Below are 22439 nucleotides of genomic sequence, written 5' to 3'. Positions count from 1 at the left end.
ATGAAAGTGAAAATTATCGGTAGCCTATCCCTTCATAATAAAAACCTAATTCTGTCATTTTGCTGGCATTTAACATGTTTCTGCCATCAAAAATGTAAGGATTCCTCATCTTTTTCTTAACCAGTAACCAATCAATAGTTTCATACTCCGGCCAATCGGTACAAATTATGAGAGCATCTGCATTTTCTAACAATGAATGAATGGAAGTACTCTGGGTTATTTTCAGCGAAAGGGTTTTAGGGAGTTTTGCTACTGGATCATGAACAACAATGTTTGCTGATTGTTTGTGCAATTCCTCGATAATTTTTATGGCGGGAGATTCCCGGATATCATCAGTCTGAGGCTTAAACGATAAACCAAGAATAACTATCTTTTTCCCCTTTATCTCCCTTAATTTATTTTTAATTTTTTCAATCATATATAACGGCTGAGTGTTGTTAATATCATTTACTTTTTCTAATAGTGAGAGGTTAGTGTTGTATTGTTGGGCAGTTGAGAGTAATGCCAATACATCCTTTGGAAAGCAAGAGCCCCCATAACCTATTCCTGCTTGGAGGAATGACATGCCAATCCTTGAGTCTAAGCCAATTCCGTACGCAACGTCTTTTATATCAACATTCACATTTTCGCATAATTTTGCCATTTCATTTATAAATGATATTTTTGTAGCTAGAAATGAATTTGCAGCATATTTAATCAGTTCCGCAGTTTGCGGTGTAGTGTGAACAAAAGGAGCCTTAAAAATACAATACAGCTTTTTCATGATATTCGTTGCCCTCTCACTTTTGCTTCCAATGACGATTCTTTCAGGATTTAGAGAATCTTGTAAAGCTGTCCCTTCTCTTAAGAATTCAGGATTGGATATAACGTCAAAATTAGTAGGTGATACCAAAGATTCTTCAATCCATTTTGTTACTTTTTCAGCTGTTCCTACTGGTACAGTGCTTTTATTAACTATAATTTTATAGTTATTTAAATAGTTTCCAATCATGGCCGCTGCCTGTTGTACGTATTCTAGATTTGCACTCCCATCCTCTTGTTGCGGTGTTCCTACACAAATAAAGATAATTTCACTTTGTTGAACAGCGTGTTTTATGTTTTCAGTAAATTGAATATTTCCTGAATGTAAATGTTTAACTAATAACTCTTTCAATCCTGGTTCATAAAAGTGTAATTTTTTATTTTGCAAGGAAGCGATCTTTATTGGGTCTACATCGTATCCTGTAACCTGATGTCCAAGTTCACACAAGGTTAAAGCTGTAGTTGTTCCGACATAGCCTGTTCCAATTATTAATATTTTCAATAAAGCACCTCCGTAATTAAAAATGTACATAACATTATATGGGAGTGCTTTCAAACAGGAAACGGCAGTTGCCTAACAGACTTGTTACCATTTCAAGGTTTTCAGCATAGAAATGAAATAGTATGTAAGAGCTTTATAAGAAAAGGAGATTTGTATGCTGGTATCTATAGTAATGCCTGTATTTAATGGTGAATGTTATTTGAAGGAAACTGTTAACAGTGTACTTAATCAAACATATAAACAAATTGAATTAATCATTGTTAATGATGGATCTACTGATGAAACAAAAAACATTTTAAGCTCATTGGATGACGAGCGAATAAAGGTAATCCATCTGGAAATCAACTGCGGTGCTGCAAATGCTTTAAATGTTGGCATAGATGTGGCCCAAGGAAATTGGATCGCAATACAGGATGCTGACGACATTAGTTTACCGAATAAGATAGAGGAACAAATTAGATATATCAGTGAACATACTCATATCCGTGCAGTAGGTTCTTTTGTTGAATGTATATCAGGCAAAACTGAGGTACCAAAAAGGAACCTTCAAATTGAATCAACTAGAAACTATCTTTTTTCTGAAGAGCATATTTATGCGTACCGTTATTATTTAAATCCATTTTGTCATGGCTCTGTTTTATTTTCAAAATCCCTCTTTCATCAAGTAGGCGGCTATGACACACAATATAAAATTTGCTATGACTACGATTTATGGTTAAGGATGCTTGAAAGAACCTCTATTAACAAAATCCCTCTTGTTTTGTATCAGTATCGTCTTCATTCTGATTCATTGAGCCGCAGCAACCAACAAACGATTAATGAAGATTGGCTCGTGGCTTCTAAATATATAAAAAAACAGTTACAAGAAGGTTCCAAAAAGGAGGCTAAATTAATCATTTTGGGCTTAAAGGAGGCATGTGAGGATTTTAAACAAGTCAGTTTAACGAACAGGATAGATGTAACACACTATTTTTCTGAAGACTTTGATGTTGACGATATTCTGCAAGTCTATCAAGAGAGAAATGCAGATGGAGTTATTTTTTTAGAAGATATTAGGTTAATTCATTTGTACAACAAACTGCAAGACAAAGGATTTGAGTTGAATAAAAACCTGTTTAAAATCTGGGCAGGTTATTATGAATAATCAAATACATTCGCCGCAAGTATGGGAGAGTATGAATGGTTTAGAACTGGGGGCAGCTGCATGACTATTTTAGTTACAGGAGGCGCAGGTTATATTGGTAGTCATACGTGTGTTGAGCTATTAAATAACGGTTATAAGCTTGTGGTATTAGATAAATTGATTAATAGCAAACTAGAATCAATAAACCGTGTAAAGAAAATTACTGGTAAGGATTTTATATTTGAGCATATCGATCTTTTAGATAAAAAAGCATTAGAAAGAATCTTTTCCGATCACAAGATTGATGCTGTCGTTCACTTTGCCGGATTAAAGGCTGTTGGGGAATCAGTTATAAAGCCTCTAGATTACTATCGAAATAATGTTACTGGTACGATCGTACTCTGTGAAGTGATGCAGCAGTTCGATGTGAAAAATTTGGTGGTAAGCTCATCTGCTACAGTCTATGGAACCGCTAAGCAAATGCCGATTTCCGAAGATGCTCCGCTTGGTGTTACCAATCCGTATGGTCGGACAAAGCTGATGGTCGAAGAGATTTTACGTGATATATATACTTCAGATAATAATTGGAGCATTGCCCTATTGCGTTATTTCAATCCGTTTGGAGCTCATAAAAGCGGACAGATTGGGGAAGATCCGAATGGTATGCCGAACAACTTAACAACCTATATCACACAAGTCGGGATTGGACGATTAAATGAAGTTAGAATCTTTGGCAATGATTATCCTACGAAAGATGGTACTGGGATTAGAGATTATATTCATATCATTGACTTGGCAAAGGGGCACTTGAAAGCGCTCAATAATGTGCTAAACAGTAATGGTATAGAAGCCTATAACCTTGGGACAGGGAGAGGGTATAGCGTGCTGGAAGTGATCAAAACTTTTGAAAAAACAGCAGGAATAAGTATACCTTACAAAGTGGTTGGCCGCCGACCAGGAGACGTTGCTGTCAGCTATGCTGATCCGTCAAAAGCGAAGAGAGAGCTCGGATGGGAAGCTGAAAAAAATCTTGAAGAAATGTGCAGAGATTCCTGGAATTGGCAGAAGGATAATTTGTACGGTTATCTTAACAAAAAATGATTTAGCAAAACGCTGTTTACTTAGGTAAATAGCGTATTTTAAAAAACGCGTTTTTTACTTCTTCTAAAACTAGTAGCGATATTAACCTTTGAAAATATAATGCTCATAAATGGGTTTAACCTAAAGGAGAGTAAGAATGTTAGTTTCAGTTGTAATGGGGGTCTATATTGCTGAATGCTATGTTGAAGAGGCAATAAATAGTATCTTACCAGACATATAAAAATATAGAACTTATCATAATTAATGATGGATCCACTGACCGGTCATTTGAAATTCTTGAATCATAAAAAAAATCAGGGAGCTGCTCATTGTTTAAATTTAGGGGTCAAGCATGCTAATGGAAGCTGGATTGCAATTCAAGATGCTGATGATTTAAGAAACATATGAAAAGTTAAAGCAGCTGGGAATGACTGTTAACAATCAATTGTTCAGGATAATGGTTTAACTTATTTGTTTTTTTGCCTATACATTCCCAAAATCACCGAATAGATTAAAACTAACGGAAGTATTTAGTTTTTTTTCGGGGGTGTACGATGCTTAACACTGGTAAAGAACGAATATTAATCATAGCTCCGCACTCCGATGATGAAGTGTTGGGTTGTGGAGGGTTAATTGAGAGAGCATGCAGCTTAGGGAACAATGTAAAAGTGGTCATTGCGGCATTGGGAGAGACGACATTCTGGCATTCCGGAATTACAGTGACAGCCGATATTCGAAAAAAAGAACTGTCCGATGCCCTGTTATATCTAGGGTGTCGTGATTTTGAAGTCATGTACGATGATAAGGAAGCGGTTTTGGATACCATACCTCAAAAGGATTTAGTATCTAAAATTGATGAAATATTAATGAGTTTCCAGCCTTCGATGGTGTTTATACCATATCCAAGTTTTCATCAGGATCATAAGGCACTATTTAATGCCTGCATGGCGAGTTTAAGGCCACAGCCGGGGCATCATTATAAGCTGATCGCCATGTATGAGTATCCATTAATTGTCTGGCAGTATCCTCAGATTAACAATACCGGTGTGCTCTTCTTGGATCTTGGTGAAAAAGTAGATAGAAAGGTAGAAGCGATGAGGAAGCATGTTTCTCAACTTCGGGACCCGAAACATCTCATATCACCAGAGAATGTGAAGAAATGGGCAGAAAAACGTGGGATGGAGAATGGTTGCCAGTATGCGGAGAAATATTACATTCTGAGTGCGCAGCTTTTTTAGCACTCAAACCCGCCTGGAAAAAGAACGATGATAAGGAGGAGTTTTGTTGAATAACCATTCAATACGGCCTAAAAGCAGAAATTTTGGTTTTGATCGGGGAAAACCAATCGACAGATATTATATTGAAACGTTTTTGGAAAATAATCGTTCAGAGATAAAAGGGCAAGTTCTGGAAGTAGGAGATAACTATTATACGAGGACGTATGGCGTTAACGTTACAAAAAGCGAAGTTCTTAATTTGATTCCTTCACCAGATGCAACAATTGTAGGTAATCTGGAAACAGGCGAAAATATTCCTGAAGAAGCATTTGACTGTATTATTCTTACTCAGGTTATTCATGTTATTTATGATGTTAAAACAGCTTTAATAAACACATTAAAAGCATTGAAACCAGGTGGTACGTTACTGCTAACGACGACCGGTTTAAGCCAGAGCTGCCGTACAGATTTTCATGGAGACTATTGGAGGTTTACCGATACCTCATTAAAAATGCTGTTGAATGAACTGGTTGATGAAGAAAAAATTGAAATGGAAGTGTTCGGCAATGTTGCGGTAGCCAAAGCATTTCTTGACGGTCTGGCCATTCATGAGATACCTGAAGCCATTTTAGGTATCAAGGATCACCATTATCAAGTGCTTCTGACTGCCAAAGTGAGAAAATGATTATTAATAAAGGGGCAATTAAAGAATTGCTCTTTTTTTGTTTCATAATATACGCATCTGTACAATCTAGCTTTATATTTAGGCATATAAAATAATAAGGGGTATTTTATATAAATTGTAGGAGGTGTTAATAAGTTGAGTAAAGAAGTGACGATTTTAATACCTTCTTATAATTCAGGAATTTATTTAAGAGAAGCTATAGAGAGTGTGTTTAATCAAACCTATCCTTATTGGAACATCATTGTAGTTGATGATGCATCAACAGATGACAGCTTGTCCCATGCTGCAGATCTATTGAAAGATCCAAGAATTACATTGATAAAAAATGAGATAAATAGCGGCCAGTCTGTTTCTCAAAATATTGGACTTCAGAAGATTACAACAGAATTTTTTCTGCAATTAGACAGCGATGATTGGCTTCCAGAAAACACGCTCGAATTATTAATGGATGCTGCAAAAAGTATGCCGGAAAATGTAGCACTGATTATCGGCAATGTGATAGAAGTAACAGAAATGAGCAAAAGAAAAAGGTACAGATTTGTCTCGAATGAATGGAGTAATATTCATCAGGATAAATATGAGCTGTTGCTTGCGAACTTTATTCCCTGGCCTAAATTTTACCGTACATCATCTATAAAAAAGATAGGTGGGTGGGCAGTTAATGACCCTTATGGGGGGAGGCATGCAGAAGATCTTCGCATGTTTCTTAGATTAATAGAAGAGTACCGTTTTTACTATATACCTGAGACGATCCTTTACTATAGAATCCATGGAAATAATTCTACTCATCAGAAAGATGTATACAAAGAGGCAGTAGAATGGATCGTACAGGATGCTCTTAACCGTTGGGGAAATGAATATGAACCCATTTTTAAGACATTAAGAGGCGGTTGGAGAATCGTTAAAAAGTTAAAGCGGATCTTGTAATGGAGGTGTAGAAGAAAAGTGGAAGAAAAGGTAACAGTGTTAATGCCTTCATATAACCCAGGCGAGTATTTGCGAAACGCTGTTGAAAGTGTATTTAATCAGACGTATCATGGCTGGAAGATGGTAATCGTAGATGATGCTTCATCTGATGATAGCTTATCATCGATACAAGACTATCTTTCGGATCCCCGTATAACTCTTATAAAAAATAAACATAACTTGGGCCAGTCCAAAACTCAAAACGCAGGATTAGCATATATCAATACTGAGTTCACCATTATGCTGGACAGTGACGACTGGTTTTTCCGTGATACGCTTGAAATTTTGGTAAATGAAGCTGAAAATGTCTCAGAAGATGTAGGATTAATTTGCGGCAAAAAAATGGTTGTAATAGAAGACAATCATGGCGAAGTTTTGTATAAGATGATCGATGTAAAGGGGCGTTCCTATGACGACCCTTACGAATTTTTGCTGGCAAACTTTATTCCATATCCCCGGTTTTACAGGACATCCGCTCTTAAAAGGGTTGGAGGGTGGCCAACAGATGACCCTTATGAAGGACGTTATCTGGAAGACCGTCGAATGGACGTTCTTTTGATTGAACATTATCGAATTCTTTGGATCGATAAAATGCTTTATAACTATAGAAAACATATCAATAATGTAACGGTAAATAAGAAGGCTGTTTTAAATGAAATGATTAAATGGAACATTCATTATGCTTTAAAGAAATGGGGAAATAAGTTTGAGCCCCATTTTGCATTGAATAAATCAGGATGGGTGGAATTAACCTCCTTAACACCTATATAATCCATACAAAAAAGGCCATCTCAAATTCGAATGAATTGAGAAAGCCTTTTTTCTAGTTTTGATACATTTTAAAGATGTGCCGGTTTGCACTAAAAGGATTGGTTAATTCTGATTGAGCTGCATGAGACTTTTTTAATATATCTGGCTCGTTCTTTTCATTCGTATTCAGGTTAAAATAATTTTTGTTTTGTCTCCAAAAATACATTTTGCTAATTGACCATTTAATCCTTTAATATACGCTTCTCTTCCGAAAACGGAATCTGTAAAGGTGCATGAACAACCTTTAATGACTGTCTCTTCGAGAAGGATACTATTTTGTATTTTGCAATTTTCAATAGAAGAACCTTTGCCAATGGTTACATATGGACCGATTGTTGCATTGTTTAAAGTACAGCCTGGCCCAATAACAACCGGTGGAATAATCAAGCAATCTTGTATTTTTGCTTCATTCATATATTCCATCCCTGATGTGGATGTTATCTCGCTTAAAATCCATTGGTTGGCAAGAAGCCATCTTTCAGTTGTTCCGACATCGATATAAGGCTTTGTGGTAATCGTATAAGAGATTGTTTGTCCATTATCCATTAACCATTGTATAGCATCAGTAATTTCAAGTTCCCCCCTTAGTGAAGGGGTTATTTGATCTATTGCTTTAAAGATAGAGGGACGAAAAGCATATGCTCCTATCACTGCTAGGTTAGATTTCGGAGATTGGGGTTTTTCCTCTAATCTGATGATTTCTTGATTTCTGATTTCGGCAATTCCAAAATCTTTCGGGGAATCAACTTTTGATAACATGATAGAGCTGCTGATTTCTGGATTTTCTAAATTATTTCTAAGGGAAATAAGGGGCTCTTTAATTAAATTATCACCTAATAAGAGTAAAAACGGCTCATTATTTAAATATTCTTCAGCCTGCTTAACTGCATGAGCAATACCTTTTGCCTCATGCTGAATGATAAACGTAATATTAACCGTTTGATCAAATCTGGTATTGATATAATTAACAATCTCGTGCTGTAATGAATTAATAACAATTCCAATTTCTTTAATATTGGCCATTTTTAAATTTTCAATACAATATTCCAAAACAGGTTTATTTGCAATAGGGAGCATTGTTTTAGGCTGTGAAAATGAAAATGGCTGTAACCTGCTACCTTTTCCTGCTGCTAAGATTATTCCTTTCAAAAAACTTCCACCACCATAATACGAATTAATCACTTTTTTTAAAGTATATATATATATAGTATGAGCTCATGTTGGCATTGTGACCTGTAATATAAAAATGAGCGAATAAAATATAAAATTGGATTTTTATAACCTATTTGATTATATGATTACACATTCAATGTAGGGTCTGATGGCCCGACGAAGGGGTAAATTAAACTGAAATGAAAAGGAGAAAAATGTGGATAAACCTGATGTTACTGTATTAATTCCTTCCTATAACCCAGGTCCTTTTCTTAAAGAAGCAGTCGAGAGTGTATTTAATCAGACCTATCAAGGATGGCAGATTGTCTTGGTAGATGATCATTCAACAGATAATAGTTTACTAACTATTGAGGAATTTTTAAAAGACTCCCGTGTGACCGTTTTAAGGAACTATACCAATTTAGGCCAGTCCAAAACACAAAATAGAGGATTATCCATTATTCATACACCCTATATTCTAAAATTAGATGCTGATGACTGGTTATTTCCGGATACCATAGAAAAAATGAGGAATGAAATAGATCAAGTTTCAGAAAATGTTGCTTTAATTTGGGGAAACAAAACGGATGTTTATGTAGATAGAAAGGGAAATATTCTACTGAACGTGCCTCGTACAGGTGGTAGTTCTTACAATGACCGATATGAATTTTTGTTATCGAATGTTGTTCCTTTTCCTCGTTTTTACCGTACATCTGCATTAAAGAGTGTAGGGGGATGGCCAACAGATGATCCATGGGAAGGCAGGCATATGGAGGACAGAAGAATTGATTATTTGTTAATTGAACATTTTGAAATACATTGGATGAATGAAATGCTCTACTATTATCGTCAGCACCCGAATAATGCAACAAAAAATATAGCATTATATAATGAAGTTTTTGAATGGCTCGTGAATTATACATTAAAAAAATGGGGCGGCAAGTATCATCCTGTGTTTAAAACACATTGTGGCTGGAGACAGATTGCACAATTACTGCCGGCAGAAAAAAGCAGGTGAGAAAATATGAAGGTTGATTGGTTAATAGTCGGGGCTGGCTTTTCAGGCTGTGTGATAGCAGAGCGTATAGCAACGCAGCTAGGAGAGCGTGTATTGATTGTAGAAAGTAGGGACCATATTGGGGGGAATGCGTATGATTACTTTGATGAGAATGGAGTATTAGTTCATAAATATGGCCCTCATCTATTTCATACGAATTCAAAAAAAGTATGGGAATACCTTTCTGGATTTACTGAGTGGACCCCTTATTATCATAGAGTCCTAGCTGTTGTTGAAGGGAAAAAAGTACCTGTACCATTTAATTTAAATTCTATCAATGCCCTATATCCTACTTGTCACTCCGCTAAATTAGAAGAACATTTATTAAATAATTATAGCTTTGGAGATAAAATTCCAGTATTGAAAATGATAGAACATGCAAACCAAGATATTCGTTCATTAGGTAACTATATTTATAGAAATGTATTCCTCGGCTACACGGTTAAGCAATGGGATCTAAAACCAGAAGAGCTCGATTCTTCAGTAACAGCCCGTGTCCCTTTTTCTTTTAGCAGAGATGATCGATATTTTAAAGATAAATATCAAGCTCTTCCTAAGTATGGCTACACAAATATGTTCAAAAGGATTTTGAAACATAAAGATATTAAGGTTTTATTAAATACTGATTATAAAGAAGTGTTTAAAGAAATTGAATATAAAAGAATGGTTTACACGGGTCCAATCGATCTGTTTTTTGATTATAAGTATGGTGCATTGCCTTACAGAAGCTTAACCTTTGATTTTCGATTTCATCAAGAAGGCGATTATCAGGAAGCAGGACAGGTCAATTATCCAAATGAATTCGATTTTACTCGTATTACAGAATATAAGAAGATTACCGGGCAGTGTGTAAAAGGTACTACTATTGCAATTGAGTATCCTGAAGCTTATAAAGCAGGTGTGAATGAACCTTATTATCCGATACCTAAAAAAGAGAATACTGAAATATATACTTTATACAAACAAGAAGCACAGCAATTAAAGGGAAAAGTAATCTTTGCAGGCAGGTTGGCAGAATACAAATACTATAATATGGATCAAGTTGTAGCTAGAGCTTTGCATCTATTCGAAACAGAAATCACCCCTAGTATTGATAAATCTTAACACTTTCCTCATTAAAGAAATACAAAAAATTGGACAGTTTGTTGCCTTCCTAATAAAATACGGAAGGTTTTTTGTTTTAATTCATAATTCTTAACTGTAATCAATAAAACTTAAGATAGGGTGTGTTGTGAATTTAGTTGTTCGGCAAATTACATTTAAAAGTGGAGGTGATTATTTATGATTTTTGTCACGGGTGGAGCGGGTTATATCGGGAGCCATGTTGTTAAAGAGTTAATTAACAAAGATTATGAAGTTGTCGTTTTAGATAATTTAAGTGAAGGTCATAGAGAAGCGGTTCATGTAAAAGCTAAATTTATTAAAGGTGATATTAGGAATGAACAGGATTTAATTTCGGTGTTTTCACAATTCCCTATTTCTGCCGTCATTCATTTTGCAGCTCATTGTTATATAGGAGAGTCTGTAATAAATCCTGCTATTTACTACGAAAATAATGTTCAAGGTACATTGAATTTATTAAAAGTAATGAAAAATTACCAAATAACAAAACTTGTCTTTTCATCTTCATGTGCTGTATACGGAAAAACAAATAACGTAATTAGTGAAAAATTGGACACAAAACCTATAAACCCATATGGATGGTCAAAGTTAATGTGTGAACAAATGATCAAAGATTTTTATAAGGCTTTTTCCTTGAACTATGTTATACTGCGATATTTTAATGTGACAGGTGCAGATATTAAAGGGCAGATCGGTGAAGATCACAATCCTGAAACGCATTTAATACCTAATATTCTAGAACATTTGTTAGGAAAAAAAGAGAAAATCCAAGTTTTCGGAAATGATTATGAAACAAAAGACGGCACTTGTATAAGGGATTATATACATGTATCAGATTTGGCAAATGCTCATGTCAGAGCACTTGAGTATATGATTGAAAATAAGAATACACATAAAATTTATAATGTGGGAAATGAGCAAGGATATTCAGTTAATGAAATCATCAAAGTGTGTGAAAACATTTCCAAAAAAAAAGCAACAGTAGAATACGTAAACAGGAGAGAGGGAGACCCTCCTATATTAATAGCCAGTTCTTTGCAAATTAGAAATGAATTAAACTGGGAAGCAAAATATGACCTTAAACAGATGATAGAAACAGCTTGGAATTGGTTTACAGCTTATCCGAATGGGTACTCAAAAATAACTAATATAGAAGATGAATAAGAAAGGAGCCTTTTATGGTTTCAATAATTTCCTGTACAATAAGGGATCATTGTATCGATAATATATTTGAAAATTACCATAAGCAAACCTTTGAACCTAAGGAATTGATAATTGTTTTAAATCATGATGGCATGGACATTAAAAAATGGAGAGAAAAAGCATCAGTGTATAAAAATGTTTCAGTTTATCAATTGCCGCAGGATATCAGCTTAGGATCTTGTATAAATTTTGCTGTTGAGAAGACAAGGTTTGATATTATAGCAAATTTTGAAGATGATGACTACTACAGTTCAACATATTTACAAAAATCAGTCGAGAATCTCAGAAAGCTAAAGGTGGATGTGATAGGAAAAACATCCGTATATATTTATTTGAAAAACAGACAAATATTAGCTGTTTTTAACCCGAATAATGAAAACCAGTTTGTTCATGTTCAAAGGAGTTTCGGCAAGCAATATTTACAAGGGGGGACTTTAGTCTTTAAAAAAAAAGTTCATGAAAAGGTGAAATTTGCTGACCAGATAAAAGAGCTTGACCGAGTTTTTAGTATGGATTGTGTTAGAAATGGGTTTAAAGTGTACTCCTCAACAAAGGATGACTTTGTATATATCAGAAGTGATGATGAGGGACAGCATACGTGGAAAGTCCCAGTTGAAATTATTATTAATGTAAGCCAGGTTATTGCGAAAACTAGTAATTTTAAAGACTATTTATAATATTTAATTTAGATAACTTGTTGTATTTAGCAGAGTGCTAATAGCTGGAGGGAGGAAGTGATGGTCTCTATTATTTCTTGCACGATACGACAGGATTGTTTAGATAATATTTTCCAAAACTTTAACAGACAAATTTGGGAGGATAAAGAACTAATAATCATCTTAAATAAAGATGAGATGGATATTGAAATATGGGAAGAAGAAGCGAAAGTATACCCTAACGTTTCGGTATATCAATTACCTGAATCAAAAACTCTTGGAGAATGTTTAAATTTTGCAGCAAAAAAGGCGAATTACCCATATGTAGCCAAATTTGATGATGACGATTATTATTCACCCTATTATTTAAAGCATAGTATGAGAGCATTTGAGGAAACGAATGCTTCAGTTGTAGGAAAAACGACCATTTATATGTACTTTAAAAAACAAAAGTTACTTACACAGTTTAATCCTAATAGGTTTGGTGGTAACCATTCGGATAATGAAGGCCGATATAATAATAATCTCCTAATGGGTGGAACACTTATTATCAAAAAAAGCGTTTTTGATCACGTACAGTTTTCGAATACAAATATTGCAGAAGATGCTGCCTTCTGTTTGGCTTGCATTAAAAATGGCTTTACAATATATTCTACTACAAAAGAAAACTATGTATATTTAAGAAGTGGAGAACCTGGTGATCATACATGGAAATTAAGGAATGAAACCATTCTAAAATTTTGCAAAGTGATTGCGAACATAGAAAATTTTGAACCATTGATAACAAAAGGATTTGATTAAAAAAGAAATCAGGATGATATTCCTGATTTCTTTGTTTAACTAATGAAACAGTCATGTTTACGAAGATACAATTTGGATACCTGCAATATTTTCGCAGTCAATGATGAATGGATATCCGTCTAGAATAAAAGTAACACAGCAAGTTTTAGGGTCAAAACATACAAAGGCAAGTTCATCTTCAAAAAATTCATCTCCGCCCTTTAGAACAATGTTTACTAAAGTCCCTTGAGTTGCTTTTTTTAGAATATCACAAGCACAACCCTTGCACTTATTTTTGAAATCATGGTTATCTTTGTTGCCGTGACTGTCAAAAAAACTCATTAATTTTCCTCCTTTTCATTTGCTTCCTTATTTGAAAGGCGTAGTATACTATATTTTGTCAGACCTGTTTTTGTATAGATTAATACCTACTTATATTGAAATATACCGAAAATACCGAATAATATGTACCATAAATAGCTCCGCTTTAGAGATGATACAAGAAATCTTAGAAGAAAAAGAGAAAGTTTCCGACGAAGATATTCTGCAAAAACACCCTCTACTTTTTGATTATCTTGTGTACTTTAATAAAACAGTTGAGAAGTTCTTTATTTGAAGTTGGAGGAAACCTAAAATGCACTTTAATAAGGATGGATTGTTACCGCCAAAGGATTATCCACTAACTATAGAACAATTAAAGGAATCTATTTTAGTACAAGGGCCAGGAGATGGTGAGCCATGGGATAGAGATTGGAGATTACATTTAGTCGATAATCTAGAAATCATGGTAAAACAACTGTGGAAAATAGGAATCACCGAAATCTTTATTGATGGTTCTTTTGTAGAAAATAAAGCACATCCGAATGATATTGATGGTTATTTTCAATGCGATATATTCGATTTCATTTCAGGTGATATTCAACACAATTTAAACAAAATTGATAAATATAAAATTTGGACATGGGACTCTAAAAGCCGTAGACGTTGTAGGAACTTTACTAAAAAACAATTACCTATGTGGCATAAATATAGAGTTGAATTATATCCGGAATACAATCAAAATTCAGGGATTAAAGACGAATTCGGGAATAAACTAAAATTTCCTGCGGCATTTAGGAAGACCAAGGATAACTTTTTACCTAAAGGGATTGTGAAAATTGTTAAACCTAAATTATAAAATAAGCATTAGGAAAATGCCTCTTGAATTTAACATTTAAAAATATTTAGGAGATGAATTAAATGATAAGAACTGAAGCTGCATATAAAAAAGCTTTACTAAAACTTAGAGAAGATCAAGCATTTATTCAGAACGAAAAAGAAAGATTTAAACAAATGGGACTCACAGATGAACAAGTTCAGGTGGCAATTGAGCCACAAATTTCATTCCATGAACAACTTAAAGAAGAAGTAGAGTATTACGAAAAAATAAAACGTGGAGAATTTGATCCAATTATTAATTTTACAAATATAGGAAAAACACTTATAGCATATAGAATCTATATTGGAATGAGCCAACAAGAATTAGCAAGTAAAATGGGAGTCCCAGACTCACAGGTATCAAGAGACGAAAGAAATGAGTATTATGGCGCTACTAAAGATAGAATTGAAGATGTTATGGAAGCTATGGGAATGAAAACTGGTTTTACTTTATTCTGAGTTAGGAAAACGATTTGAAGATTTGGTTGGAGAACTGTTGCAAGAGATTCGGATTCCATTCACTAAATTTTTATTTTGAAGGAAGAGCTTTAATGTTTTTTATAAAAAAAGAGACGGCTGATTTTTACAATCAGCCGAACAGAATTCACTAAATTAAATTAGTTTCTTTTTTCAATGAAAATAGTGTCAATTTTGCGGCAATCTATAGTAAAGAAGATTCTATCGTTACCGCCGCCACCGTAACCGCCGCCACCGCCGCCGCCGTAACCGCCGCCGTTGTCTTTTTCTGCCACAAAAGTAGCACAACAAGTTTTTCGGTCAAAGCATACAAAAATAGTATCGTCGACGTCATCGAGAATGTCTCTTCCATTAACAAAGATTGCTTCTATTTCAGTACCTGTAGTCAAATTTCTAAGTTGGTCACAAACACAACCTTCACATTCATCACGTCTGTTTGATTGTACACCGGCTACAGAACGTCTGTTTGATTGTGCACCGGCTACAGAATTATTACAACCGCAATCATTTTGAAATAAACTCATTCATTTTTCCTCCTTTTAAAGCTACCTGATTTTTCAGGCTTAATATACTATATTATGCTTGGCCACCTTTTGAATGGATTGATACCTACTTGTACAAAAAAGGGCTTTTTAATTTCACATTCACTGGAATCTATAATTATTAAAAAAGGAGTCTAGTTTAGTGAAATAGTTTAATTGAAAGAAATGTTATTACTTATTTTTCATTCCTTTTTCAATAAAAAAAGCTGCCTGCTGCAGCTTTTTTTAAGATTTCTTATTTGGTTTCCAAGTTACCTTCCCACAAGAGCTGCAGCCTTTATTTGTATTTTGCTTAAGCAATGAACGGGCATTCTTGTATTTGTTTGCTTTTATTTCAGCATAAAGCTTTTGTAATTCATCCTTAGTCACTTTCCATCTCTCCTCTGTCTAAATATCCTGGATGCGTTGTTATTATATTCTCTGTTGGATGACGGGGTGTGTTGATTTGCCTGAAATGGACGTATGACGGATTTTTCCTTTTTATTAGACAGAATTGGTTTAAAAGGCTGAATGGGATGTTCAGTTCCTGACTTTGGCTTAAACGGATTTATGGGCTGTGAATTCCTTGAAATGAACTGACCTTGATCATATGGTTTCTGTATTGGATTTGTAATTAAAGAACCTGCCGACGAAAAAGGTCTGATAGGAGGAGATGTAACTTTTGGTCCATGCAGCTTTTTGTGTGTATTTTCACTATTTACTTCTTCAAAAAATGCATCATCATCCGGAAGCTTCTTTTTATACAGCTTGGTATTATTTTCCTTTTGGTCCTCAACTTTTGTTTCGCTTATTGGACTTTTAATTCGCTCAGGTATCTGGACAGATGCAAATCGAGAGTTTACTTGATTAAGCACATTTTCAGCACATGACATAAAAGTATCTTCTGAGATAGAGGTTAAGGATTCAAACGAAAAACGCAAGAAGGTTTGTATAACAAGATAGCTGATCCATTCTGCAATTTTTTCCTCATATTCCGGCTGTACTGCTAAAAAGAGAGGTCCGTCTTTTCGTTTAAGTGTTATCCCTTTATGAATGGCAGATTGAACGGGCAAACGAAACGATGTCGCTGGATTTAAGTAATAGAGCTGTTTGTCCGGAGTGTTCAATGCTAAAGGCATAGGATGATTTGCATGAAAATCAACATAAAATCTTTGATCACATTTGGCATGGTCATCCGAAGTTATGGTTAAGCCTGTGTGATATAAAAGTTGACTCAGCTCTCTAAGCCTCTGTTGTGATAGACCTTTAATTCCCAAGGTAAAAGTGGATAGTGCACCTGAGATATTTTCGTCTTCAGAGATCTGCAAGCCCCAGTATGGCAATAAGCGACAAAGAGATTCATATTCTAATGGTGTTAACTCACACACTTTTTGGTTGTTATACAAAATTGATCTCATAAATAATCCTCCTTGAAGTCTTGACTATAAAAATAGGCAGTCGTACTTGTGTCATAACCCACTCTATTCCCATAGTATGTATGGAATCTTCAGATCATGATGAGGAAAGGAAGGGAAACAATGGGAAACAATCATAAACACTTGCAGGATGAGTGTATCCGCGTACAGAAAGTTTACGACTGGGTGACGGATGCACTAAGCGTAAGAAAAACTGTTTCTTTTACTCCTGAACAAATTGCAAAAATAGAAGATGCTTTAGATGATCCTAGACGTCGCCCGTTAAGAATCATTACAAAAGTACCTAAAACACCACCAGCATTCCCGCTTTCACACGAAACACATGATGAATGTGCTGATCATTTTCTATGCGAACAAGTAGGAGAAAAGAGAGATGTAACCGTCGCACTTAACGGTGGGTTTGCAGATGCACAGCTAGTTGAACTTCTGTTTACAACTGATATTAAGGTGAAAGTTGTAGACCGAAACGGTGAAGAAGTAACAGAACTATTGGTAAACGCTTCTGTTTTTGAATCTTTTGTACTGTGCTTTCCAGACGGAACAGACCTATTCTGTCGTATTACAAAAATCTTAGCCCGTGTGCCATCTGGTACTGTTTTGTTGAACAGTCCAGCACCTAGATCTTTTACATTAGATATTACTTTCTGCGTCGACATCCAAGTTGAAGCTGAAGTAAAACTAGAGGTATTGGCTAAATTCTGTTCACCACGTGAAAATGATTTAGAAGCAGAAGAAACTATAAAAGAAATGTGTCCACCGGTAACGTTCCCGGAACAATGCCCTGACATATTTCCCAGGCCCGATTGTGTGTGCAAAGCAGAAGGAGAGGCAAGCGGATTAACAAGCGAGTCAGGTGGAGCAACAGAAACTGGCCGTGCAACTGTATTAGTTGATATTTGTCCGAATTTCCAGCTGGTTAACAGCAAATTCTTGCTGAACTTTAATGATACTGACACATCTGATGGTGAAAGAGACTTTAGCTTTACAGCAACAGAATTTAATCAAGACACATTATGCTGCGATAAATTCATGGGTGGAAAGAAATTAACCATCTCCGGAAAAGGAAAAGTTAATAACCATGATAAAAAAGGAGAAAAGCTGGATTTTAATTTAGCTCTTGTTGACACTCCAAATGGCAGTATGTTCGAGGTTGAATTGATTAACTCACATGGCAAAAAAGTATTTACAACAGGAACAGTCACAGCTGATAATGGTGAAATCTCTGTTGAAAATTGCTTGCAACACAGTTAAAACAAAAGATCTGAAGAGTAAAAAGGACCGCTGGAAACCAGTTGGTCCTTTTTGTTAGAGAAAAAAAAGTGAACGATTGGATAGGGTATACATACAATAAGAAAAGAGCCTATTTTGCAAGGGGGAAGATGCATGGGAACAAAAGACAAATTAAGCTATGAGCGGCTCATATCAAGGGTAGAATATTACAAAGAAAAAGCACTCGAACTCGAGAAGAAGCTGGTGTTTGCAGAAGAAACGTTGGAGCAATTAGAAAATGAAAAAAATATAAATGATTCCCTTCGGCTGATCGAAGAAAAAGAAAGGGAAATTGATCATTTACGAAAGCAAGTGGAAGATCTCTCTAAAAAGTTAAATCGTATGGAAGAGCATGAGCTGGAAAAAAGAATGAAGGGTTATGAGGAATTATTAAGCAGCATTCAGCAAGAATTAAATGACAAAGATCAGCAAATAGACCTGTATCAACAAAGAATAAAAAGCATGGAAAAAAGGTTTAACATTAACCGATCAGCGGAGCCAGTGTTTGAGGAAACAGAACAAGAACCTGAAACAACTGTACCCAGAAATAAAAACGAGTTAAATTGTATGAGTTACTTTGATTACTCTGTTATTTTTACAAAAGATAGAAAAGGTTTTGTACGCGGATCATTCTATCTTGAAAATACAGGAACCGAAACACTTGAAAATCCGTATATCTGTTTTCGTTTTCAGCCAGCTGAATCTTCTGCAATAAAAGGGAAAATTATTTCCTTAATTTCATCACCAACACAAGATGAAATGCTGCAGTCTACCTGGATGTATATGGATAATGATTGGGCTGAAAAAGCAAAGGAACGAGGGGAAATATGGATTTGTCCGCTGCGTGAAACGAAATTCAAGAGCGGTGACAGACTCTCTTTGGATGATTTTCAGATACCAATCAAGAGCAAGATTGATGAAAATATCACAGTTGAAGCTTTTGTATATTTCCATAAACAAAAATATCGAACTAAAGCAATAAATCATATAGCTATAAATTTTTAGTTAGACAGCCTATAACCAACTCGTTAGACATGCATAAGATGTACTATACGAGGAGGTTGAAACATGGAAGATTGTTTTTACTGTAAGAATAATAAGAAGTATAAAAAGATTTATGCAGATAAAGTAATTATTAAAGCAGGTAAAATCATTATCCATGAAGATGAACATCATTGGGAATCTTCTAGCTCAAGCTCTTACAAACATGAATCCAGCCACAAAAAGCATGAATCTTCATCTTCTAAATATGGATCTAACCATAAAAAATATGAATCTTCTTCTAGCTCCAGCTCCGGCGAATATTATGATCCTTGGGAATAAGCAATTCACATGTTTTTAAGAGTGCCCCTTAAAGGTGCTCTTTCTTTATTTAATAGGCTTAACTTAGAAGGAAAAGGGAAAAGAAAAAAGAAATACATAATAAAGGAGATGTTGTATATGGGCTATATTTTACCGTATATACCTATACAAAGGATGCAATATGCCAGCAGGATGGAAAAAGCTGAACCTGGACTTCCGGTTGTTTCAAGTGTTCCACCCATTCATAATGACACGGTTCATACATCTTCAAACCCAAAAAGTAGTTATACAGTCGAAGGAAAAAAGAGGTTTCACCAAGTCTTAAGTGAAATAGAAGGAAAAGGATTGATAATTAACGAAACCATTTAATAGGTTTCTTTTTTTGGTCTTAATCCGAAAAAGAGTTACCGAGACAGAAAAAACTATTAACCAACATCTGAGGTGATCCCGTTGGAATTTATTGAAATTAAAGAGGGTTGCTTTTATATTAAAAGTGCTGTCAATATAGGTTACATCGTTAGCGAGGATAGAAGTGCAGGTATGCTGATCGACGCAGGTCTTGAGTCATCTGCTGCAAAAAAAGCCATTAAAATGCTGCAGGACAGAAAGCTTCCAATTACGCATTTGTTTATTACTCATGCACATGCTGACCATTTTGGAGGCGCGCAATATATACAAAAAAACTATAAAGTTCATACAATAGCTCCTTCACTTGAAGAAGCCATTATGAGATATCCTATTCTAGAACCGATGTACTTGTTTCATGGCAATATACCATTAAAAGAGATGCGGAACAAATTTTTAGAAGCTCCCTCCATACAAATTGATGAAATTTGTGAGTCAGGAATTTGGAGCGATGGTTCGTTTGAAGTTGAATTCATTCATTTGCCTGGTCATAGTCATAACCAATACGGGATTTTATACAATGAGATACTTTTTGCAGCTGATGCGTTTCTCGGCAAGGAAGTTATAGAAAAACATAAGATTCCTTTTATCGTTGACTCCGCTTTAAATTTCTCAACACTAGATTATCTTCTTCATGTAAAAGTAGACGGAATGCTCCCGGGACATGGTGCTTTTTCAGATAAGTACAAGGATACGTTAAGAGAGAATATTGAAGTCCACCAAAGACTATTGAGCCAAATGAATAATTTCTTGATTGCGTGTGGCGATCGCGGTCTTTCGTTGGAAGACCTCATTGCAAAAATGCTTGTTAAACATGAGATTGAATCTGCAAATTTCGGAATGTATTCTTTATTCAGAACAGCTATAACAGCATACTTAATTCAGCTAATTGAAGAAGGGAAAGCGGTTTATACCATAAAAGAAGGGCGACCTATTATTTTTTCGGGTCAGTCATCGGCATGATTAACAGTTTCCCTTCTGAAAATTCTGCATAAAGAACTTCTTCAACAGATTTATAACCATGCTCATGAATCTGATTTAATAGTTTCTTTTTTGATATTCCAGCGGTTGAAAGATTATCCGTATTTATTTCTCCATCTAGAATTAGAGTAACAGGAAGTTCAGGCTGTTGCCCTGTATGCATATTCAAGTCTTGTCTATTTGGTGATCCGTATTGATATTTCGGCAATATGCTAAGTGTGCCGTTTGTTTCTAAGATGGCATATTCGACTTCGCGAAGACTGAAGTATCCTTTTTGCCTGACTAAGTTTTGCAGCTGATTTATATCAAGCTTGCTTTTTTTTAGCTGATCACGGTCTAAATATCCTTTGCGGATAACAATAGTCGGCGCACCTTCTAGCACTTTACGAGTACCTTTGAATTTTTGTGAGATGATCTCTATCAGGTATACGAGAGAACCCCATATTAAAATAGCGTACAAAATTACAAAAATAGAAGTCTCGTCATCATACATTGCATTACCCACTAATTCGCCTAAAAAGATTGACGAAATAAAATCAAATGGAGTAATCTGTGAAATTTGAGTTTTTCCTAAAATTTTTGTAAGGATAAAAAGAGCCAGAAAGCCCACAATCAGTTCTGTAGTTAGTTGTCCCACATGTATGTCCATCAACCGTATCTCCTCATAATAATCGTATTACTGTTCAGTTTTGACGAGATAGGACGTTTATAAACTAAAAAAGTATTGATTCCGTCACTGGGACGAATTCAATACTTTTTTCATGGCTACATGTGGTATGTTGGCATCTAAAAATGGTTCTGGGGAAGTGGTTTCATACCCCAGTTTTTTATAAAAGTCTTCTGCTTGAATTTGTGCATATAATATAAGGCTTGGAAAAGATTGATCTTTTGCAATCTGTTCCATAGCTCTCATCAATTCTTCACCTAATCCTTTTTTTCGGTGTGATGAAAGGATGCAAACCCGTTCAACTTTACCTTCACCCTTTACATCGCGAAGTCTGGACGCTCCAACAGGCTTGCTGTTTTCATCGTACAACACAAAATGAACAGCGGAATCTTCAAACTCATCGATTTCTTCGCTTTCGTCAATTTGCTGTTCACGTACGAAAACATCTCTTCTAACTTCTAATGCATCTTTGTAGCCTTCTTCATCAGATGTATACTTTTTAATCAAACCTTTTAGACACCCTTTCCAAGACGAAACGTTTCATATACTGTCCAGTATCCATTCTCCAGCTGGTATAGAAGCTGGAAGCGATCGATTCGTTCTTCGTGTTCAATGTCAATCATACGAAGACGCTCCAAGACATCTGAATGCTCTTCGTCAGAGAGCTTTTGCCCCAATGTTAGATGGGGAACGAAATTATAAGGCTGCTGGTGTTCAAGCGGACCTGAGTACAGCTGATCATGCAGTGACTTTAATTCTTCAGCTTCGTTTACTTTTAGGTAGATTGCATTATTAACAGGATGGAAGGAGCCCACCTTGTTAATCTTTATTGAAAATGGATTAATGTTCTGAGCAACAGATGAGATATAGGAAATCTGATCCTGAAGCTCTTCTTCAGTCGCCTCAAATGGTTCCTTTAACGTGATGTGAGGTGCGATAAGGGCATAGTGTGGATCGTACCTTTTTCGGTAGGAATTTACTTTGTCTTGAAGATTTTTTGATGGAAAAATTGCAATACCATATTTCATAA

29 protein-coding genes are annotated in these 22439 nt (G+C 35.3%); 20 read left to right on the top strand and 9 right to left on the bottom strand.

The features are described from left to right. Positions 1–13: 13 nt before the first annotated feature. Positions 14–1303, bottom strand: coding sequence for a UDP-glucose dehydrogenase family protein (locus tag ACFW35_RS11345; RefSeq protein WP_379845796.1), 1290 nt, complete (start codon positions 1301–1303; stop codon positions 14–16). Between the two features lie 154 nt (positions 1304–1457). Between ACFW35_RS11345 and ACFW35_RS11340 the strand changes: the two genes are divergently transcribed. From ACFW35_RS11340 to ACFW35_RS11305, 8 genes are all read left to right on the top strand, one after another. Next, positions 1458–2447 (top strand): glycosyltransferase, encoded by a 990-nt coding sequence (locus ACFW35_RS11340; RefSeq protein WP_379845794.1) that lies wholly within the window; start codon positions 1458–1460, stop codon positions 2445–2447. 60 nt (positions 2448–2507) lie between these two features. Then, positions 2508–3527 carry a UDP-glucose 4-epimerase GalE gene (galE, locus tag ACFW35_RS11335; protein WP_379845793.1) on the top strand — a complete coding sequence of 340 codons (1020 nt, stop codon included), beginning with the start codon at positions 2508–2510 and terminating at the stop codon, positions 3525–3527. A 197-nt stretch (positions 3528–3724) separates the two neighbouring features. Continuing rightward, entirely contained in the window at positions 3725–3814 is a 90-nt protein-coding gene (locus ACFW35_RS11330) for a glycosyltransferase (RefSeq protein WP_379847465.1), read from the top strand. Then, entirely contained in the window at positions 3774–3914 is a 141-nt protein-coding gene (locus tag ACFW35_RS11325) for a glycosyltransferase (protein WP_379847464.1), read from the top strand. Before ACFW35_RS11330 ends, ACFW35_RS11325 begins: the two co-directional genes overlap by 41 nt. A gap of 146 nt (positions 3915–4060) precedes the next feature. Beyond that, on the top strand, positions 4061–4744 hold the full coding sequence (locus tag ACFW35_RS11320; RefSeq protein WP_379845791.1) for a PIG-L deacetylase family protein: 684 nt from the start codon (positions 4061–4063) through the stop codon (positions 4742–4744). Positions 4745–4790: 46 nt separating this feature from the next. After that, positions 4791–5408, top strand: a complete 618-nt coding sequence (locus ACFW35_RS11315) for a methyltransferase domain-containing protein (RefSeq protein WP_379845789.1) — start codon at positions 4791–4793, stop codon at positions 5406–5408. 135 nt (positions 5409–5543) lie between these two features. Further along, complete coding sequence (locus tag ACFW35_RS11310) at positions 5544–6335, top strand: glycosyltransferase family 2 protein (protein WP_379845788.1); 792 nt, start codon at positions 5544–5546, stop codon at positions 6333–6335. Positions 6336–6353: 18 nt separating this feature from the next. Continuing rightward, on the top strand, positions 6354–7145 hold the full coding sequence (locus ACFW35_RS11305) for a glycosyltransferase family 2 protein (RefSeq protein ID WP_379845786.1): 792 nt from the start codon (positions 6354–6356) through the stop codon (positions 7143–7145). Between the two features lie 165 nt (positions 7146–7310). On the opposite strand, the gene ACFW35_RS11300 is transcribed toward ACFW35_RS11305, so the two are convergent. Continuing rightward, positions 7311–8333, bottom strand: a complete 1023-nt coding sequence (locus ACFW35_RS11300; protein ID WP_379845784.1) for a glucose-1-phosphate thymidylyltransferase — start codon at positions 8331–8333, stop codon at positions 7311–7313. Between the two features lie 220 nt (positions 8334–8553). On the opposite strand from ACFW35_RS11300, the gene ACFW35_RS11295 reads away from it, so the two are divergent. The 5 genes from ACFW35_RS11295 to ACFW35_RS11275 all read left to right on the top strand — a co-directional run bounded on the left by ACFW35_RS11295 (position 8554) and on the right by ACFW35_RS11275 (position 13175). Continuing rightward, on the top strand, positions 8554–9354 hold the full coding sequence (locus ACFW35_RS11295) for a glycosyltransferase family 2 protein (protein WP_379845783.1): 801 nt from the start codon (positions 8554–8556) through the stop codon (positions 9352–9354). Between the two features lie 6 nt (positions 9355–9360). Beyond that, positions 9361–10497 (top strand): UDP-galactopyranose mutase, encoded by a 1137-nt coding sequence (gene glf, locus ACFW35_RS11290; RefSeq protein WP_379845781.1) that lies wholly within the window; start codon positions 9361–9363, stop codon positions 10495–10497. A 177-nt stretch (positions 10498–10674) separates the two neighbouring features. Then, positions 10675–11679, top strand: coding sequence for a UDP-glucose 4-epimerase GalE (gene galE, locus ACFW35_RS11285; protein ID WP_379845780.1), 1005 nt, complete (start codon positions 10675–10677; stop codon positions 11677–11679). A gap of 14 nt (positions 11680–11693) precedes the next feature. After that, positions 11694–12395, top strand: a complete 702-nt coding sequence (locus ACFW35_RS11280; RefSeq protein ID WP_379845779.1) for a glycosyltransferase — start codon at positions 11694–11696, stop codon at positions 12393–12395. A 60-nt stretch (positions 12396–12455) separates the two neighbouring features. After that, entirely contained in the window at positions 12456–13175 is a 720-nt protein-coding gene (locus ACFW35_RS11275; protein WP_379845777.1) for a glycosyltransferase, read from the top strand. A gap of 57 nt (positions 13176–13232) precedes the next feature. Here the strand turns inward: ACFW35_RS11275 and ACFW35_RS11270 are convergent, their stop codons facing one another. Beyond that, the gene (locus tag ACFW35_RS11270) at positions 13233–13496 is read right to left on the bottom strand and encodes a hydrolase (RefSeq protein ID WP_379845776.1); all 264 of its coding nucleotides are present in this window, start codon (positions 13494–13496) and stop codon (positions 13233–13235) included. A 292-nt stretch (positions 13497–13788) separates the two neighbouring features. Here ACFW35_RS11270 and ACFW35_RS11265 point away from each other — a divergent pair, with 292 nt between their 5' ends. After that, complete coding sequence (locus ACFW35_RS11265) at positions 13789–14331, top strand: DUF6932 family protein (RefSeq protein ID WP_379845774.1); 543 nt, start codon at positions 13789–13791, stop codon at positions 14329–14331. A 62-nt stretch (positions 14332–14393) separates the two neighbouring features. After that, positions 14394–14810, top strand: coding sequence for a helix-turn-helix domain-containing protein (locus ACFW35_RS11260; protein ID WP_379845772.1), 417 nt, complete (start codon positions 14394–14396; stop codon positions 14808–14810). Between the two features lie 158 nt (positions 14811–14968). Here ACFW35_RS11260 and ACFW35_RS11255 read toward each other — a convergent pair whose 3' ends face one another. The 3 genes from ACFW35_RS11255 to ACFW35_RS11245 all read right to left on the bottom strand — a co-directional run bounded on the left by ACFW35_RS11255 (position 14969) and on the right by ACFW35_RS11245 (position 16767). Beyond that, positions 14969–15352: a hypothetical protein gene (locus ACFW35_RS11255; RefSeq protein ID WP_379845771.1), complete on the bottom strand. Its 384-nt coding sequence runs from the start codon at positions 15350–15352 to the stop codon at positions 14969–14971. A gap of 243 nt (positions 15353–15595) precedes the next feature. After that, the gene (locus ACFW35_RS11250) at positions 15596–15739 is read right to left on the bottom strand and encodes a hypothetical protein (RefSeq protein ID WP_379845769.1); all 144 of its coding nucleotides are present in this window, start codon (positions 15737–15739) and stop codon (positions 15596–15598) included. Then, a complete protein-coding gene (locus ACFW35_RS11245) occupies positions 15736–16767 on the bottom strand; it encodes a hypothetical protein (protein ID WP_379845768.1) in 1032 nt (343 codons plus the stop codon). Before ACFW35_RS11245 ends, ACFW35_RS11250 begins: the two co-directional genes overlap by 4 nt. A gap of 120 nt (positions 16768–16887) precedes the next feature. On the opposite strand from ACFW35_RS11245, the gene ACFW35_RS11240 reads away from it, so the two are divergent. The 5 genes from ACFW35_RS11240 to ACFW35_RS11220 all read left to right on the top strand — a co-directional run bounded on the left by ACFW35_RS11240 (position 16888) and on the right by ACFW35_RS11220 (position 20724). Next, the gene (locus tag ACFW35_RS11240) at positions 16888–18036 is read left to right on the top strand and encodes a hypothetical protein (protein ID WP_379845766.1); all 1149 of its coding nucleotides are present in this window, start codon (positions 16888–16890) and stop codon (positions 18034–18036) included. Between the two features lie 132 nt (positions 18037–18168). After that, positions 18169–19059: a hypothetical protein gene (locus tag ACFW35_RS11235; protein WP_379845765.1), complete on the top strand. Its 891-nt coding sequence runs from the start codon at positions 18169–18171 to the stop codon at positions 19057–19059. Between the two features lie 63 nt (positions 19060–19122). After that, entirely contained in the window at positions 19123–19377 is a 255-nt protein-coding gene (locus ACFW35_RS11230; RefSeq protein ID WP_379845763.1) for a hypothetical protein, read from the top strand. A gap of 117 nt (positions 19378–19494) precedes the next feature. Next, complete coding sequence (locus ACFW35_RS11225; protein WP_379845762.1) at positions 19495–19725, top strand: hypothetical protein; 231 nt, start codon at positions 19495–19497, stop codon at positions 19723–19725. 81 nt (positions 19726–19806) lie between these two features. Next, on the top strand, positions 19807–20724 hold the full coding sequence (locus tag ACFW35_RS11220) for an MBL fold metallo-hydrolase (protein ID WP_379845760.1): 918 nt from the start codon (positions 19807–19809) through the stop codon (positions 20722–20724). Here the strand turns inward: ACFW35_RS11220 and ACFW35_RS11215 are convergent. From ACFW35_RS11215 to ACFW35_RS11205, 3 genes are all read right to left on the bottom strand, one after another. Beyond that, a complete protein-coding gene (locus tag ACFW35_RS11215; protein WP_379845759.1) occupies positions 20696–21391 on the bottom strand; it encodes a DUF421 domain-containing protein in 696 nt (231 codons plus the stop codon). The two genes, ACFW35_RS11220 and ACFW35_RS11215, sit on opposite strands and share 29 nt — an antisense overlap. Positions 21392–21475: 84 nt before the next feature. Then, positions 21476–21916, bottom strand: coding sequence for a GNAT family N-acetyltransferase (locus ACFW35_RS11210; protein ID WP_379845758.1), 441 nt, complete (start codon positions 21914–21916; stop codon positions 21476–21478). 5 nt (positions 21917–21921) lie between these two features. Further along, positions 21922–22437, bottom strand: coding sequence for a YjcG family protein (locus ACFW35_RS11205; protein WP_077361613.1), 516 nt, complete (start codon positions 22435–22437; stop codon positions 21922–21924). Positions 22438–22439 lie beyond the last annotated feature (2 nt).

The sequence above is a fragment of the Fictibacillus sp. NPDC058756 genome (assembly GCF_042746035.1).
Classification (GTDB): domain Bacteria; phylum Bacillota; class Bacilli; order Bacillales; family Fictibacillaceae; genus Fictibacillus.
The sequence above is the reverse complement of the archived record's forward strand: the minus strand, read 5'-3'. Positions and strand labels throughout refer to the sequence as shown.

Bases quoted from the DNA above. Each gene is read 5' to 3' on its own strand.
- ACFW35_RS11225 (WP_379845762.1), top strand. From the start codon at position 19,495: ATGGGCTATATTTTACCGTATATACCTATACAAAGGATGCAATATGCC.
- ACFW35_RS11275 (WP_379845777.1), top strand. From the start codon at position 12,456: ATGGTCTCTATTATTTCTTGCACGATACGACAGGATTGTTTAGATAAT.
- ACFW35_RS11325 (WP_379847464.1), top strand. From the start codon at position 3,774: ATGGATCCACTGACCGGTCATTTGAAATTCTTGAATCATAAAAAAAAT.
- ACFW35_RS11265 (WP_379845774.1), top strand. From the start codon at position 13,789: ATGCACTTTAATAAGGATGGATTGTTACCGCCAAAGGATTATCCACTA.
- ACFW35_RS11255 (WP_379845771.1), bottom strand. From the start codon at position 15,352: ATGAGTTTATTTCAAAATGATTGCGGTTGTAATAATTCTGTAGCCGGT.
- ACFW35_RS11215 (WP_379845759.1), bottom strand. From the start codon at position 21,391: ATGGACATACATGTGGGACAACTAACTACAGAACTGATTGTGGGCTTT.
- galE (WP_379845780.1), top strand. From the start codon at position 10,675: ATGATTTTTGTCACGGGTGGAGCGGGTTATATCGGGAGCCATGTTGTT.
- galE (WP_379845793.1), top strand. From the start codon at position 2,508: ATGACTATTTTAGTTACAGGAGGCGCAGGTTATATTGGTAGTCATACG.
- ACFW35_RS11205 (WP_077361613.1), bottom strand. From the start codon at position 22,437: ATGAAATATGGTATTGCAATTTTTCCATCAAAAAATCTTCAAGACAAA.
- ACFW35_RS11270 (WP_379845776.1), bottom strand. From the start codon at position 13,496: ATGAGTTTTTTTGACAGTCACGGCAACAAAGATAACCATGATTTCAAA.
- ACFW35_RS11240 (WP_379845766.1), top strand. From the start codon at position 16,888: ATGGGAAACAATCATAAACACTTGCAGGATGAGTGTATCCGCGTACAG.
- ACFW35_RS11230 (WP_379845763.1), top strand. From the start codon at position 19,123: ATGGAAGATTGTTTTTACTGTAAGAATAATAAGAAGTATAAAAAGATT.
- ACFW35_RS11235 (WP_379845765.1), top strand. From the start codon at position 18,169: ATGGGAACAAAAGACAAATTAAGCTATGAGCGGCTCATATCAAGGGTA.
- ACFW35_RS11260 (WP_379845772.1), top strand. From the start codon at position 14,394: ATGATAAGAACTGAAGCTGCATATAAAAAAGCTTTACTAAAACTTAGA.
- ACFW35_RS11280 (WP_379845779.1), top strand. From the start codon at position 11,694: ATGGTTTCAATAATTTCCTGTACAATAAGGGATCATTGTATCGATAAT.
- ACFW35_RS11340 (WP_379845794.1), top strand. From the start codon at position 1,458: ATGCTGGTATCTATAGTAATGCCTGTATTTAATGGTGAATGTTATTTG.
- ACFW35_RS11245 (WP_379845768.1), bottom strand. From the start codon at position 16,767: ATGAGATCAATTTTGTATAACAACCAAAAAGTGTGTGAGTTAACACCA.
- glf (WP_379845781.1), top strand. From the start codon at position 9,361: ATGAAGGTTGATTGGTTAATAGTCGGGGCTGGCTTTTCAGGCTGTGTG.
- ACFW35_RS11320 (WP_379845791.1), top strand. From the start codon at position 4,061: ATGCTTAACACTGGTAAAGAACGAATATTAATCATAGCTCCGCACTCC.